General features: G+C 71.2%; 13 protein-coding genes. 10 read left to right on the top strand and 3 right to left on the bottom strand.

From position 1 onward, the window contains the following. The first annotated feature begins 1 nt into the window (after position 1). On the top strand, positions 2–724 hold the full coding sequence (locus ACGFY9_RS32910) for a TetR/AcrR family transcriptional regulator (RefSeq protein ID WP_393760209.1): 723 nt from the start codon (positions 2–4) through the stop codon (positions 722–724). Positions 725–814: 90 nt separating this feature from the next. Here the strand turns inward: ACGFY9_RS32910 and ACGFY9_RS32915 are convergent, their stop codons facing one another. The 3 genes from ACGFY9_RS32915 to hmgA form a co-directional block, all read right to left on the bottom strand. Beyond that, positions 815–1981: a type ISP restriction/modification enzyme gene (locus ACGFY9_RS32915; protein WP_393760211.1), complete on the bottom strand. Its 1167-nt coding sequence runs from the start codon at positions 1979–1981 to the stop codon at positions 815–817. A gap of 12 nt (positions 1982–1993) precedes the next feature. Further along, a complete protein-coding gene (locus ACGFY9_RS32920; RefSeq protein ID WP_393760213.1) occupies positions 1994–2746 on the bottom strand; it encodes a GntR family transcriptional regulator in 753 nt (250 codons plus the stop codon). A gap of 93 nt (positions 2747–2839) precedes the next feature. After that, positions 2840–4165: a homogentisate 1,2-dioxygenase gene (gene hmgA, locus ACGFY9_RS32925; RefSeq protein WP_393760215.1), complete on the bottom strand. Its 1326-nt coding sequence runs from the start codon at positions 4163–4165 to the stop codon at positions 2840–2842. A 207-nt stretch (positions 4166–4372) separates the two neighbouring features. Between hmgA and ACGFY9_RS32930 the strand changes: the two genes are divergently transcribed. The 9 genes from ACGFY9_RS32930 (at position 4373) to ACGFY9_RS32970 (ending at position 15163) form a co-directional block, all read left to right on the top strand. Next, positions 4373–4942 (top strand): hypothetical protein, encoded by a 570-nt coding sequence (locus ACGFY9_RS32930; protein ID WP_393760217.1) that lies wholly within the window; start codon positions 4373–4375, stop codon positions 4940–4942. Positions 4943–5006: 64 nt separating this feature from the next. After that, complete coding sequence (locus tag ACGFY9_RS32935) at positions 5007–5624, top strand: TetR family transcriptional regulator (protein ID WP_393760219.1); 618 nt, start codon at positions 5007–5009, stop codon at positions 5622–5624. Positions 5625–6496: 872 nt separating this feature from the next. After that, a complete protein-coding gene (locus ACGFY9_RS32940) occupies positions 6497–8737 on the top strand; it encodes a molybdopterin oxidoreductase family protein (RefSeq protein ID WP_393760221.1) in 2241 nt (746 codons plus the stop codon). Between the two features lie 121 nt (positions 8738–8858). Next, entirely contained in the window at positions 8859–10301 is a 1443-nt protein-coding gene (locus ACGFY9_RS32945) for a CitMHS family transporter (protein ID WP_393760223.1), read from the top strand. Between the two features lie 23 nt (positions 10302–10324). Next, positions 10325–11563: an MFS transporter gene (locus tag ACGFY9_RS32950; protein WP_393760225.1), complete on the top strand. Its 1239-nt coding sequence runs from the start codon at positions 10325–10327 to the stop codon at positions 11561–11563. A 112-nt stretch (positions 11564–11675) separates the two neighbouring features. Continuing rightward, positions 11676–12281: a hypothetical protein gene (locus tag ACGFY9_RS32955; protein ID WP_393760227.1), complete on the top strand. Its 606-nt coding sequence runs from the start codon at positions 11676–11678 to the stop codon at positions 12279–12281. A 60-nt stretch (positions 12282–12341) separates the two neighbouring features. Next, complete coding sequence (locus ACGFY9_RS32960; RefSeq protein WP_393760229.1) at positions 12342–13181, top strand: class F sortase; 840 nt, start codon at positions 12342–12344, stop codon at positions 13179–13181. Between the two features lie 174 nt (positions 13182–13355). Further along, positions 13356–14690 (top strand): ABC transporter ATP-binding protein, encoded by a 1335-nt coding sequence (locus ACGFY9_RS32965; RefSeq protein ID WP_393760231.1) that lies wholly within the window; start codon positions 13356–13358, stop codon positions 14688–14690. 20 nt (positions 14691–14710) lie between these two features. Beyond that, complete coding sequence (locus ACGFY9_RS32970; RefSeq protein ID WP_393760233.1) at positions 14711–15163, top strand: DUF3574 domain-containing protein; 453 nt, start codon at positions 14711–14713, stop codon at positions 15161–15163. Positions 15164–15225: the final 62 nt, after the last annotated feature.

Below are 15225 nucleotides of genomic sequence, written 5' to 3' on the forward strand. Positions count from 1 at the left end.
AATGGCGGACCGAGCGGCCGTACCCGAAGTGATCTGGGCACGCCCCGAGCGTGCGGGGCGGGGGCCGAAGCCGGCGTTCCGCCGCGCGGACATCGCGGCGGCGGCCGTGCGGATCGCCGACGGTGGGGGGCTGGACGCGGTGTCCATGCGGCATGTCGCGGCCGAGCTGGGGTGCGGGACGATGTCGCTGTACAACTACGTCCCCCGCAAGGAGGACCTCTACGAGCTGATGGTGGACGCGGTCAGCGGTGAGCACGAGTCGTGGGAGCCGTCGGGGGACTGGCGGGCGGACATGATCCGGGTCGCGCATCAGACGCGGACGCTGATGCATCGGCATCCCTGGCTGCCTCGGTTGATGTCACCGGTGTATGGCTTCAGCCCCAACGCGCTGCGGTATCTGGAGCACTGCCTGGCCTGTCTCGATCCGGTCGAGGCGTCGTACGGCACGAAGATGCAGCTCGTTGGGCTGCTCAACGGGGTTGTGACGATGTACGTGAGCAATGAGCTGGCGACTGCTGAGCGGTCGCGGTCGTTGCCGTGGTCGGAGGAGCAGGAGAACGCGGTGCGGATCGCGTACCTGGGGAGTCAGATCGCGGGTGGGGCGTATCCGCGGATGGCTGCGGCGTTCATGGAGGATCCGGGGCCTATTGATCTGGACGCGGTGTTTGATATGGCGTTGGGGAAGGTGTTGGACGCGTTCGCGCCGCGGGGGGATGGCTCGTAGGCGGGTGCGGGTTCGTGGGGGCTGGTCGCGCCCACGCGGCGGAGCCGCATATCAAATACAGCCCCGCGCCCCTGGGGGTTGCGGGGGCCCTCAGATCAAAGCGAACTGGCCCTCTGGGCCCTCCTCGTGGTGGTCCAGGACCGATGCCGGGTGGTGGGTCCACTCCGGGGCCGGGAGGACGCCTGCCCTGCGCAGCTCTGTCGCCGAGATCTGATCCGTCACCTCCAACTCCTGCTGCTGTGGGCGCAGTTCCGCCAGCAGGGCCAGGACGGTGATCAGCTCCAGGAGCTCCGACGTCCACGTCTGTTGCCAGGTCCCCGGACGGATCGCCGCCAGCGTGCCCGGATCGGCCTCTGCCGTGCGGGAGTTGAACCACTGCTCCAGTACCCGTACTCCGCTCACCTCGAAGTCCCAGGACTCGGGCGGTACCGGGGAGATGCGGCCCTCGTCGAGGTGGAGGGTCTCCTCGTCGCGGTCGTAGTGGAGGGTGAGGGGGAGCGAGGGCAGCGGGGCGCGGACGTAGGGGCGTCGGCCGCCGGGGAGTTTGGGGCGGTCGCCGTTGCGGCGCATCAGCCAGAGGAGGCGGTGGCCCAACTCGACGCCGCGTGCCCAGAGTTCGGGGTCCCGGGTCAGGGGTACCGCCGGGCCCGGTTGGGCCGTCGTCACCGTCCAGGCGAGGACGTCCGCCGGGGTGGGGGAGTGGCCGAGGTGGGTGGCGAGGTGGGGCAACAGGCCCGGCGCCAGGTTCGGCTCCTCGGCGCCGGGGCGTCGGTAGAGCGGTCGGACGCGGCCCGGGCGGACCAGGGGGAGGATCGTGGACGCGAGCAGGAGTGGGCCGGAGGTGCCGGGGACGGCCGGTGTCTCGATCACGAAGATCTGGCGCTCGTCCGCCACCCGCCACAACTCCGGCCGGGCCACGTCGATCAGACGGTGATCGGGGATGAGCCACTGCTCGTCGAACGGGGCGTGCAGGACGCGGATCGGTTCCGGGCAGGGGCCCGTGGCGCGGATCAGCTTCTCCGTGCCGCTGGGCTGGCCCGGGAGTTGGGACACCGCCGAGTGCAGCGTGCGTGAACGTGTCGGCTCGAACAGGGTTTCCCGGTCGGGGACTTCGGCCTTCACCAGCGCGTCCCAGCGCGCTTTCAGGGTTGCCGCGTCGGGTGCCGTCGGCCACCCCCGGCCGAGCCGGATCGGTGCGACGGACCACGGCATCAGGTCCGCGAGCAGCGGAGCGTCGTCGTGCGTCACGCTGGGCATCGTACGACGACGTCAGTTCGCCACGTCGAGGGTGACCGAGAAGGAGAACCGGTCGCCTCGGTAATGGATGACTGCCACGTCCAGCACCCTGCCCTGTGTGTCGTAGGTGATGCCTGTGTAGTGCAGGATCGGGCTGAGGAGCGGGACCTGGAGGAGGCGCGCGGTCTCCGGGTCGGCGAGGCGGGCCTCCACCGTGTCCGTGATGCGGCTGATGTCCGCGCCGACGACGTCCCGCAGCACCTTGGTCATCGGCCAGCGGATCAGGTCGTCCAGGTCGAGGCGGGCGGCCAGTTCGGGGCGGATGTGGTTGCGGGCGTGGTTCGTCGGCTCGCCGGTCTTCTCGTCGCTGCGCAAACGGTGGTACGTCGCCGCCTCGGCCAAGTCCGGGAAGTACTCGGTGAGTTCGGGCGGCACGGACGCCTTGCCGTGGTCGAGGAGTTCGGTCGTCATTCCGGACTGCTGGGCGACGATCGCGTCCACCGAGCCCAACAGCCGTACCGGGGTGGCCCGCTGGACGCCCGGCTCGATGAACGTGCCCCGGCGGCGGTGCCGGGTGATCAGGCCCTCGTCCTCCAGCTCCTTCAGCGCCTGCCGCATGGTGAGCACGCTGACGCCGTAGTGTCCCGCGAGCTGCTCCTCCGTGGGCAGCCGCAACGGGTCCCGGGGCGAGCGGCCGAGTATCGAGGCGCGCAGCGACTGCGACACCTGGTACCAGAGCGGCAGCTTGCGGTTCAGGACGATCGAGTCCGGGGCGAAGGAGGTCACGGGGCCATCCGTACCGGTAGGGAGGGATCAGTGCAAGGGCCGTAAACCGGTGGGGAATTGCCGGTGTGCGGGGTGTCGATCGGCGGCGAAGGGTCAATGCTCGGGGCGGAAGTGCCGCTGAAGGCCCTGCCAGACGCCGTCGTAGCCCTGCTGGAGGTGATCGGCCCGCGCCGCCTGGGTCGAAGCCGTCACCGGCCACCGGGTCTCGAACATGAACGCCAGGCCGTCGTCGATCTTCTGCGGGCGCAGTTCGGCGGAGCTGGCGCGGTCGAAGGTCTCCCGGTCCGGGCCGTGCGCCGACATCATGTTGTGCAGCGAGCCGCCACCCGGCACAAAGCCCCCGGGACCAGACGTCTTCGCGTCGTAGGCGCCCTCGATGAGCCCCATGTACTCGCTCATCACGTTCCGGTGGAAGTACGGCGGCCGGAACGTGTCCTCGCCCACCAGCCAGCGCGGCGCGAAGACCACGAAGTCCACACCGGCCAGGCCCGGAGTGTCCGACGGAGACGTCAGCACGGTGAAGATCGACGGGTCGGGGTGGTCGTACGAGATGGAGCCGAGCACATTGAACCGGCGCAGGTCATAGGCGTACGGCACATGGTTGCCGTGCCAGGCGACGACGTCGAGGGGCGAGTGGTCGTAGGTCGCCGTCCAGAGGTTGCCGCAGAACTTGTTCACCACCTCGACCGGGCCCTCGACGTCCTCGTACGCGGCGACCGGCGCCCGGAAGTCCCGTGCGTTGGCGAGGCCGTTGGCGCCGATCGGGCCGAGGTCGGGGAGCTGGAAGGGCGCCCCATAGTTCTCGCACACATATCCGCGGGCTGAAGCATCCAGTAGCTCCACACGGAAGCGCACCCCACGGGGGATCAACGCCACATGTCCCGGCTCCACATGGAGGAGCCCGAACTCCGTGCGCAGCAGCAGTCCGCCGCGCTCCGGGACGATCAGCAGCTCGCCGTCCGCGTCGCTGAAGACACGGTCCATGGAGGCGTCGGCGTGGTAGAGGTGCACGGCCATACCGGTGCGCTGGGTCGCGTCGCCGTTGCCGCCCAGGGTCCAAAGGCCGGCCAGGAAGTCGGTGCCGGGCGCGGGGTCGGGGAGCGGGTTCCAGCGCAGGCGGTTCGGGTCGGGCACCGTCTCCGTGAAGGGCGCCGTACGGATCGAGCCGTTGTCGGCTCGGGTGAACGCCGGGTGCGCGGCCGAGGGGCGGATCCGGTACAGCCACGAGCGGCGGTTGTGTGCCCTGGGCTCGGTGAACGCCGTACCGCTGAGCTGCTCGGCGTAGAGGCCGAGCGGTGCGCGCTGCGGGGCGTTGCGGCCCTCGGGCAGGGCGCCCGGTACCGCCTCCGAGCTGTGTTCGTTGCCGAAACCGGTGAGGTAGGTCAGTCCCTCGGCGGTCTTGCGTGCGTCCCCGCTCATGCCTGCTCCCTGCGGTCTGATTCCTATGCATCACCGTAGGATTGCGGTTTCGTCGGCGCAAGGGGACGGAGAGGGGTCGGCCGGAAGGAAACGGAGAGGGGCCGGCCGGAAAGAAGAGGGGTGCGGCCGGAAAATCCGACTCGTGGAGACCAAGAACCAGCCTCCAGGGGGATCCGGCTGTCGGACCGGTGTTCTACTCTCCCCCGCATGTCGTGGTCGCGCGCACTCCTCACCGCGCTCGCGGTCTGTGCCCTGCTGCTGGCCGGATCGGCGGGCTGCGGCTCGGGTGACGCCCATGCGCGGAAGGGCGACCGGGTGTCGCCGTCACCAGTGGGCAAGGTGCTCGACGACACCGACGAGCAGGGTCGGCACTACCGCGAAGTGGACAAGAAGGGCGCGCCGGAGGTCGGTGTCGAAGTGGAGCCCGACGCCGCGGACGACAGCTGGGACGTCACGCTGACCGTGCACGACTTCCGCTTCTCGCCCGCCGGCGCGAAGCCGGTCGCGGTCGCGGGCCGGGGAACCGTCCGCCTCCTCGTCGACGGCCGTACCGTCGCGCGGCTCCGCGTCCCCGAGTACCGCCTCGCCGCCGACCTCGTCCCGCACGGCACCCACCACGTCACCGCGCGCCTCTACGCCGACGACGGCACGGTGTGGGCCGTGCACGGCAAACCGGTGGAGAGCACGGCGGACATCACGGCGTCGGCGGTCCAGGCCACGCCCGACGGCAGCAAGGTCCCCAGCTCCGGCTCCACACCGGCGCAGGGGTCGAAATGAGTGCTACGGGCACCCAATTCCGTACTCAGGTGCGAGCTTCACCTGACCGCGGCGGAAAGGCATCATGAAGCCCGTGCCCCACACGACATCGCTCCGGCGTGCGCCCGTGCAGCGGCGGAGCGCCGAACGGCTGACCAGGATTCTCGACGCCTGCGCCGACCTGCTCGACGAGGTCGGCTACGACGCGCTGAGCACCCGTGCCGTGGCCCTGCGCGCCGGCGTCCCCATCGGCTCGGTCTACCGCTTCTTCGGGAACAAGCGTGCGATGGCCGACGCGCTGGCCCAACGGAACCTGGAGCGCTACACGGAGCGGGTCACCGAGCGCCTCAAGGAGAGTGGCGCGGAGGGTTGGCGGACGGCGGTGGACGCCGTCCTGGACGAGTACCTCGCGATGAAGCGCACCGCGCCCGGCTTCTCCCTCGTCGACTTCGGCAACCAGATCCCCATCGGCTCGGGCCACGCGGAACCCAACATCCGCGTCGCCGACCGCCTCACCGACCTCCTCTCCGGCTACCTCGCCCGCGAGCCCGACGAGGACCTCCGCCGCACCTTCCTGGTCGCCGTGGAGACCGCCGACGCCCTTGTCCACCTGGCATTCCGGGTCGCGCCGGAGGGCGACGAGAAGGTCATCGGGGAGACACGGGAGATGCTGCGGGCGTATCTGGCACGGGTGCTGGACTGACCTGCGGTCGGGGCGCCGAGTGGCGCTCCGCGGGTGCCGGGCGGGTGTAGGGGTGCGCGCTGTTGGACTGACCTCCGGTCCGGGTGGCTTCCGGGTGGGCCTCGGGTCGTGCGCTTGCCCTGCACGGCGGGTGTTGGATTGACCTCCGGTCGGGCTGCCGGCTCTCGGCGGCTACCGGATGGCCTCGGGCCGTGCGCTTGCCCTGCATGGCGGGTGTTGGATTGACCTCCGGTCGGGCTGCCGGCTCTCGGCGGCTACCGGATGGCCTCGGGCCGTGCGCTTGTCCAGCAGCGGGTCTTGGATTGACTTCTGGTCCGGGTGTCTGGCTCTGGGGGGCGACCGGATGGGCCTTGGGCCGTGCGGTTGTCCCACGGCGGGTGTCGGATTGACCTCCGGTCCGGGTGGCTGGTTCTCGGCGGCTACCGGATGGCCTCGGGCCGTGCGCTTGTCCAGCAGCGGGTCTTGGATTGACCTCCGGTCGGCGGCTGGTTCTCGGCGGCGACCGGGCGGGCCTCGGGCCGCGTGCCTGCCCCGCAGCGGGTGCCGGACGATCCCGGGCCGGACGCGGGCAGCCGGATCGGCCTCTGGCCGGACGCCGGAAGGCTCGCCCGCCTCACAGCTGAACGCCCGCCCCTACCGCCAAGCATCCGCCCGCCGCCCCGCCAAGCACCCCTCCACCCCCCGGCCAAGCATCGACCCGCCCCCGGTCAAGCACCGCCCGCCCGGTCAAGCACCGCCCGCCGCCCGGCCAAGCACCCCTCCACCCACCCCACCCCCGCAGGTTTCCGACCTCACCCCCGTCACCCCCTCGCCACCTCCCATACCGATCGGTATGCTCGCCGCCAAGAGGCAACGAAGCCCTGGGAGGCCCCGTGTCCCGCACCGCCCCGCGTATCTGCCCCCTGTGCGAAGCCACCTGCGGGCTGACGCTCACCATCGAGGGCAGCCGGGTGACCGGCGCCCGAGGCGATCGCGACGACGTGTTCAGCCGGGGGTTCATCTGCCCCAAGGGCGCCTCCTTCGGCGCCGTCGACAGTGACCCCGACCGGCTGCGCACCCCGCTCGTGCGCCGGGACGGCGAGCTGCGCGAGGCCACCTGGGAGGAGGCGTTCGACGCGGTCGCCGCAGGCCTACGCCCGGTCGTCGAGCGGTACGGCCCGCACGCCGTCGGTGTCGTCCTCGGCAACCCCAACGTGCACACGATGGCCGGCGCCCTCTACCCGCAGGTCCTGCTCGGCGCCCTCGCCACCCGCAGCGTCTTCACCGCCTCCACGGTCGACCAGATGCCCAAACACGTCTCCTGCGGTCTGCTCTACGGCGACGCCAACGCGATCCCGGTCCCGGACCTCGACCACACCGACCATCTGCTCCTCATCGGCGCCAACCCCCTTGAGTCCAACGGGAGTCTGTGCACCGCACCCGACTTCCCCGGCAAGCTCAAGGCGCTCAAGGCCCGCGGCGGCACCCTCACCGTCATCGACCCGCGCCGCACCCGCACCGCCGAACTCGCCGACCGCCACATCGCGGTCCGCCCCGGCGGCGACGCCCTGCTGCTCGCGGCGATGACCTACGTCCTCTTCGACGAACGCCTCGTGGAGATGGGGGCGTTGGCTCCGCATGTGGAAGGGGTCGATGAACTCCGCGCCGCGGTACAGGACTTCACCCCGGAAGCCGTGGCCGGCGCCTGCGACGTGGACGCCGACGACATCCGCCTCCTCGCCCGCGAACTCGCCGCCGCTCCAACTGCCGCCGTCTACGGCCGTATCGGTAGCTGCACCGTCCCGCACGGCACCCTGGCCAGCTGGCTCGTCGACGTCCTCAACGTCCTCACCGGTAACCTCGACCGGCCCGGCGGTGCCCTCTTCCCGCAGGCCGCGACTGACCGGACACCCGGGCCCGCCGGACCCGGCCGCGGCTTCGCGCTCGGGCGCTGGCACTCGCGGGTGAGCCAATACCCGGAGGCCAAGGGCGAGTTGCCGCTGTCCGCGCTCGCCGAGGAGATCGACACCGCGACCGCCGAGGGCGAACCGATCCGCGCGCTGATCGCCGTCGCCGCCAACCCCGTGCTCTCCGCACCGGACGGCGCCCGCCTTGACAAGGCCCTCGACTCACTCGACTTCATGGTCAGTGTCGATCCGTACCTCAACGAGACCGCGCGCCACGCCGACGTAGTACTGCCGCCACCTCCGCCGTCCCAAAGCCCGCACCACGACTTCGCGTTCAACACCCTCGCCGTCCACAACCAGGTCCGCTACACCCGCCCGGCGATCCCGCTGGAGCCCGGCCGGATGGCCGAGACCGAGATCCTGGCCCGGCTGATCCTCGCCGCGACCGGCATGCACGGCACCGACCCCGCCGCCGTCGATGCGATGGTCATCGACCAGACCCTCGGCAAGGCTGTCAAGGATCCCAACTCGCCTGTCCACGGCCGCGATTCCCGCGAGGTGGCCGCCCAACTCACCGGCGACACCGGCCCCGAGCGACGGCTGGACATGATGCTGCGCCTCGGCCCCTACGGCGACGGCTTCGGCGTACGACCCGACGGGCTGTCGCTGGAGAAACTCCTCGCGCACCCGCACGGCATCGACCTCGGCCCGCTTGCCTCCCGCCTGCCGCAACCGCTCAAGACCCGCAGCGGGAAGGTCGAACTGCTGCCGCAGCCGATCGTCGACGACCTCCCCCGGCTCCGGCAGGCGATGACCGACCGCGTCGACGGGCTCGTGCTCGTCGGCCGCCGGCATCTGCGGTCCAACAACAGCTGGATGCACAACGTGCCCGCCCTCACCGGCGGCACCAACCGCTGCACCCTGCAGATCCATCCCGACGACGCGGAGCGGCTGGGCGTCGTCGATGGGGTGTCGGTCCGGGTGAAGGGGGCCGGGGGAGAGGTGACCGCGCCCGCCGAGATCACGGACGGGCTGCGGCGGGGCGTCGTGAGCCTTCCGCACGGCTGGGGCCACGACCGTCCAGGCACCCGGCTCAGCCACGCGGCCACCGATCCGGGCGTCAACGTGAACCAGCTGCTCGACGGCAGTCAGCTCGACCCGCTGTCGGGCAACGCGGTGCTCAACGGAGTGCCCGTGGAGGTCGCCGCACTCACCGCACGGCTGTGACCTGGAGTTTTGCGCTTATTGCTCGCGCGTCAACATCTTGTTAACGCGGCTTTGCGCGACCTAACGTCGTCGGACCGCCGTCCCTGGTGGGGTTCAAAGGCGAACGTTAGGTGTTCCACTCATGCTGACCATTCTCGGCTTCACCATGATCGCGACCTTCCTGGTCCTGATCATGCTGAAGAAGATGTCGCCGATCGCGGCGCTCGTGCTGATACCCGCGCTGTTCTGCGTCTTCGTCGGAAAGGGCGCCAAGCTCGGCGACTACGTCATCGACGGCGTCACCAGCCTCGCGCCCACCGCGGCGATGCTCATGTTCGCGATCGTCTACTTCGGCGTGATGATCGACGTGGGTCTCTTCGACCCGATCGTGCGAGGGATCCTCAAGTTCTGCAAGGCGGATCCGCTGCGCATCGTGGTCGGTACGGCGGTCCTCGCCGCGATCGTCTCCCTGGACGGCGACGGCTCGACCACCTTCATGATCACGGTCTCGGCGATGTACCCGCTGTACAAGCGCCTGAAGATGAGCCTAGTCGTGATGACCGGCGTCGCCGCGATGGCCAACGGCGTGATGAACACGCTCCCTTGGGGCGGCCCGACCGCCCGTGCCGCGACCGCCCTCAAGGTCAGCGCCAGCGACATCTTCGTCCCGATGATCCCGGCGCTCGCCGTGGGCATGCTGGCGGTCCTCGTCCTCTCGTACGTCCTCGGCCGCCGCGAGCGCAAGCGGCTCGGAGTGCTCACGCTGGACGAGGTGCTCGTCGAGGAGCCGGCCGAGTCGGAGACGGTCCTCGTGGGCGCCGGCACGGGCAAGGGTGCCGAGAAGGGCGCCGGCGGTTCGGGCGTCGGCAACGACCCCAAGGCCACCGGCGGTTCGAGCTCCGGCACGGACGCGGACGCCGAACTCCCCGACGAGGGCGACGGTTTCCAGGGCCTCGACCCCAACCGCGCGACCCTGCGCCCCAAGCTCTACTGGTTCAACGCGCTCCTCACGGTCATCCTGCTCACCGCCATGATCATGGAGTGGCTGCCGATCCCGGTCCTCTTCCTGCTCGGCGCCGCCCTCGCCCTGACGGTCAACTTCCCCCACATGCCCGACCAGAAGGCCCGCCTCGGCGCCCACGCGGAGAACGTCCTCAACGTCTCCGGCATGGTCTTCGCCGCCGCCGTCTTCACCGGCGTCCTCCAGGGCACCGGCATGGTCGACCACATGGCGACCTGGCTGGTCGGCAACATCCCCGACGGCATGGGCCCGCACATGGCCTTCGTCACCGGCGTGCTCAGCATCCCGCTCACGTACTTCATGTCGAACGACGGCTTCTACTTCGGCATCGTCCCGGTGCTCGCCGAGGCCGGAAACGCCCACGGCGTCTCGACCCTGGAGATCGCCCGCGCCTCCCTCGTCGGTCAACCCCTGCACATGTCCAGCCCGTTGGTGCCCGCCGTGTACGTCCTGGTCGGCATGGCCAAGGTCGAGTTCGGCGACCACACCAGGTTCGTCGTCAAGTGGGCGGCCCTGACATCGCTCGTCGTCCTCGGGGCAGGAATCCTGTTCGGCATCATCTGACCCACGTGGCAAGGGACTTCACCATGGCGCCCGGCAGGAACCGCGGCTGGCTGCTCCGCCTCGTCATCGCCTTCAGCTTCACTCAGGGGGCGGTGTCGATGGCCCGCCCCGCCGTCTCCTACCGGGCCCTCGCGCTCGGCGCCGACGAGCGGGCGATCGGCGTCATCGCGGGCGTGTACGCGCTGCTCCCGCTGTTCGCCGCCGTACCGCTCGGCCGCCGCACCGACCACGGCCGCTGCGCACCCCTGCTGCCCGTCGGCGTGGTTCTCATCTCCGGCGGCTGCGCGCTCAGCGGTCTCGCCAACTCCCTCTGGGCGATGGCGATGTGGAGCGGTGTGATGGGCCTGGGCCACCTCTGCTTCGTGATCGGCGCCCAGTCGCTGGTCGCCCGCCAGTCCGCCCCGCACGAACAGGACCGCAACTTCGGCCACTTCACCATCGGCGCCTCCCTCGGCCAGCTCATCGGCCCCATCGCCGCGGGCGCCCTGATCGGCGGCTCCGACATGGCAGGCACCAGCGCGCTCGCCCTGCTCGTCGCGGGCGGGGGCGCCGCCGTCTCGTTCACGTCCTTGTGGCGCATCGAGGACCGTACGGCCGTCAAGTCCCGTACAGAACAAGGCGACCGCGTGCCCATGCGCAGCATCCTCGGCGCCCGGGGCGTACCCGCGGGCATCTTCATCAGCCTCTCCGTGCTCTCCGCGACCGACATCCTCACCGCCTACCTTCCGGTGGTCGGCGAACACCGGGGCATCGCGCCCTCCGTGATCGGCGTCCTGCTCAGCATCCGCGCGGCGGCCACCATCGCGTGCCGACTGGTCCTGACCCCGCTGCTCCAACGCCTCGGCAGGGCAGCCCTGTTGACCGCGACCTGCTTGCTGGCGGGCGTTCTGTGCGCGGGCATCGCCCTCCCGCTCCCGGTCTGGGCCGTCGGTCTGATGCTCGCGATCCTGGGCTTCTGCCTCGGAGTCGGCCAGCCCCTCTCCATGACGACAGTCGTCCAGGCCGCCCCCGACGGCGCCCGCTCCACCGCCCTGGCCCTACGGCTCACCGGAAACCGCCTCGGCCAGGTCGCCGCACTCGCCGGCGCGGGTCTCGTCGCCGGAGTCGCGGGTGTGGCCGCGCCGTTCGTGATGCTTGGCGCGCTGCTGGTGGTGTCGGCGGGGGTCGCACTGCGCTCACCGGGCCGATCGTCACAGGGGCGGACGGCACCCCGCAGGACGCGGCGGGCCGAGCCGTCCTTGGGCCGGAAGAGCGATATCTAGCGATATCTGACGGCGCGTGCGGCGCTGCGCACGCGTTCGGCGGGCCGAACGTGAAAGGGAATCAGGTTAACGAGTGATTCGTACGATAATCCCCTGATTCGGAGGGCTGTTCATGCCGACCTCATTCCTGCCCCGTCGAGCCGCCGCCTGGACGGTTCTCGCCGCAGCGGCAACCGTCGTCTCCGGCGCGCCCGTCGCCGTCGCCGCTGACAACGGAGACGTCAAGATCCACGAGGTGGGCACGCCCTTCGACAACCAGAGCAACCAGCCGAAGGTCTGCGACTTCTACCTCGACGCGTTCAACTTCAAAAGGGACCTGCTGGTCACCTGGTCCATCGAGACCCAGCCGTCGATTCCGGGCGGCGCGACCCGTTCCGGCTCCCTCACGATTCCGAACAACGACGGCTCCGGCCACACCATGCCCATCGCGCAGCTGCCGAACGGCATGTACAAGCTGACCTGGACGTTCACCGGCGAGAACGGCGCGGGCAAGCACAAGGTCTTCAAGGTCGACTGCCCGTCGCCGCCGCCCGGCGGCAGCACCGGCGGTACCGGCGGCGGCACGGGCGGCCCCAACGGCGGTCCGCCCGCCGGTGGCGGCGGGCTGGCCCGGGACGCGGCCCTGTCTCCGCTCGCGGGCGCCGCGGCGGTGGGCCTGACCGCGGTCGGCGGGGCGGTCTGGTTCCGGCTGCGTCGCCGTCCCCACGGTGCGTCCTGAGCGGATGCGATGAACTCCGGCTCTGCCCCGCGCCCCGCACGGGCGCGGGGCGCTGACACCATGCGCCCGCGCCACGGGCCGCGACCGGCCGGGGACGGTCGGCGGCCCGGTGACCGAACCTTCCGGGGGGCGTCCGGCCGCACCGCCCTCGGCGTGGTGCGGTACGGCCGGCCCTGGTACCGGACGCGCGCCTTTCGGCTCGCGCGGACCCTCGTGCTGGCCGTCGTCATGATGGTCGGCGGCGCCCGGTGCGCCGGGGGCGCGGACGCCTCCGGCCCGTCCCGGGCGACTCCGCCGGCCACGGACCTCCGCACGGACGCGCGCGGCGGCCGACCGGCGCCCCCGGCACGGCCGACGGCCCGCCCGAGCCGCCCGTCACATCCCGTCGCCCGCCCCGTCCGAACCGCATCCCCACCCCGCCCCCTCCCGCACTCCCGCGCGATCACCCTCGCCATCCCCTACCTCGACGTCGACGCCCCGGTCATGCCCCTCCGGCTCGACCGCGGGCACCGGATGTCCGCGCCGCCCGACGACGACCCGAAGCGGGTGGGCTGGTACGCCGACGGGCCCTCCCCGGGCGAGCAGGGCACCGCCGTCGCCGTCGGCCACCTCGACACCATGACCGGCCCCGCCGTCTTCGCCGGCCTCGGCGAACTCAAGCCCGACCACCGGATCGAGGTCCGGCGCGCCGACGGACGGACCGCCGTCTACACGGTCGACGCGGTACGGACGTACGAGAAGGCGCACTTCCCCGACCGGGAGGTCTACGGCGCCCGCGGGCGCCCGGAGTTGCGCCTGATCACCTGCGGCGGCAGTTACGACCGCAGGACCGGCTACGCGGGCAACACCGTCGTCTTCGCCCACCTCCTCGCGACCCGTGAGCGCGCCCGAACCGGCTGAAGATGACCGTCCGTTTTCTCACCACCCGGACCGACACGCCCGATCCCGTCCGGTCTCTTCCCCCGGGTGCGCACATTCCGTTAGCTTCCGTGACTCACAAGCCTCGTACGACCCGTACGAGGTGACCGGACCGCGGAGCACCGTCGCCCAAGTGAGCCCCCGGGGGCACTCGTCATGACACGCGCCATCTCCCTGCACGACGTGAGCAAGGCCTACACGCGAGGCGTCCGCGTGGTGGACCGGCTGTCGCTGGACATCGCGCCGGGGGAGTTCCTCGTCCTGCTCGGGCCGTCCGGGTGCGGCAAGTCGACCGTGCTGAGGATGATCGCCGGACTGGAGCAGATAGACGAGGGCGAGTTAAGACTGGACGGCGAGTACGCCAACGAACTCGCCCCCTCGGAACGGGACATGGCGATGGTGTTCCAGAACTTCGCCCTCTACCCGAGCATGACCAGCCGCGACAACATCGGCTTCCCGCTGCGCATCGAGACCCCCGGCGAGGACCCGCGCGCCCGCGTCGACGCCACCGCCCGCATGCTCGGTATCGAGGACCTCCTGGAGCGCTTCCCCAGCCAGCTCTCCGGCGGCGAACGCCAGCGCGTCGCCATGGGCCGGGCCATCGCCCGCCACCCCTCCGCGTTCCTCATGGACGAGCCCCTCTCCAACCTCGACGCCAAACTCCGCAACCACCTCCGCGCCGAAATCTCCTCCCTCACCCGCAAGTTGGGCGTCACCACGGTCTACGTCACCCACGACCAGGCCGAGGCCATGTCGCTCGGCGACCGGGTCGCCGTCCTGCGCGGCGGGGTCCTCCAGCAGGTCGGCACCCCGCGCTCGGTGTACGCGCTGCCCCGCAACGTCTTCGTCGCCGCCTTCATCGGCACTCCGCGCATCAACCTTCTGCGCGGCCTGGTCCGGGCTCCGTTGGACGGCGCGATGACCATCAGCCTCGGCAAGCAGTACCTGCGGCTGCCCGAACCCCTGTGCCTGGACCATCAGTTGCTCCGCGTGCAGCAGGGCCGCGAGGTCATCGTCGGCCTGCGTTCCGAGGCCGTACGCATCGCCAAGCCCGCCGCCGCCCGCCCCGGCGAGGTGGCGATCAGCGGCCTGGTCGAGCACGTGGAGTTCCAGGGCCACGAGGTCCTCGTCCACTTCAACACCGGCTCCCGGCCCGCCGTCGTACCGGAGTTGGAGGCCCCGCGCACCGCCCGCCCGGTCCGCCGCCGCCGACGCGAGGGCGGTGTCCTGGACCGGCTGCGGGAACGCGCGGGCGCACTGCGCGCGGGACCGGTGGTGGTGCTGGACCCCTCGGCGGCCCCGGAATCCGATCCCGTACCGCCGGAGGGCCGCCTCCCCGGCGACCTCGTCGTCCGCACCACCCCCGACATCGAACTCCGGCACGGCATGCACGTCCCGCTGCTCGTCGACATCGCCCACCTGTTCGTCTTCGACCAGCACGGCGAACGGATCTCCCCGGCCCCGGCGCGGCTGCCCGACCTGGAGGAGTGACGCCCGGTACGGATAGGTGCATGACCCTGCACTTCACCCGAAACCGGGCAGCCCTCGCGACCGCCGGCCTCCTCCTGGCGGCCGCGGCCCCCACCGCCTACGCCGGCCTGGACACGGAGACCGCCCCCGCGCCGACGCGCGGAACGCCGTACGTCGAGACGCAGCTCTTCTTCGGCACCGAGCGGCCGGACGGCGGACCGGCCGTCACCGATCGGCAGTTCATGGCCTTCGTCGACCAGGAGGTCACGCCCGACTTCCCGGACGGGCTGACCGTGCAGAACGGGCGCGGGCAGTGGCGGGACGCCAACGGGAAGATCGAGAAGGAGCGGTCGTACGAGCTGATCCTGCTGTATCCGGTGACGGCGGCCGGTGCGAACGACCGGAAGATCGAGGAGGTCCGGCGGGCCTACGAGAAGGCCTTCGGGCAGGAGGCGGTGGCCCGGGTCGACGACCGGACGCGGGCCGATTTCTGAGCTGCCCGCGCCCCGGCTTCCGCGGTCTCCGCGCGTCTGTGACCCGGGGTCTCTGGCGCCGG

It is taken from the genome of Streptomyces sp. NPDC048504 (assembly GCF_043200035.1).
Lineage (GTDB): Bacteria > Actinomycetota > Actinomycetes > Streptomycetales > Streptomycetaceae > Streptomyces.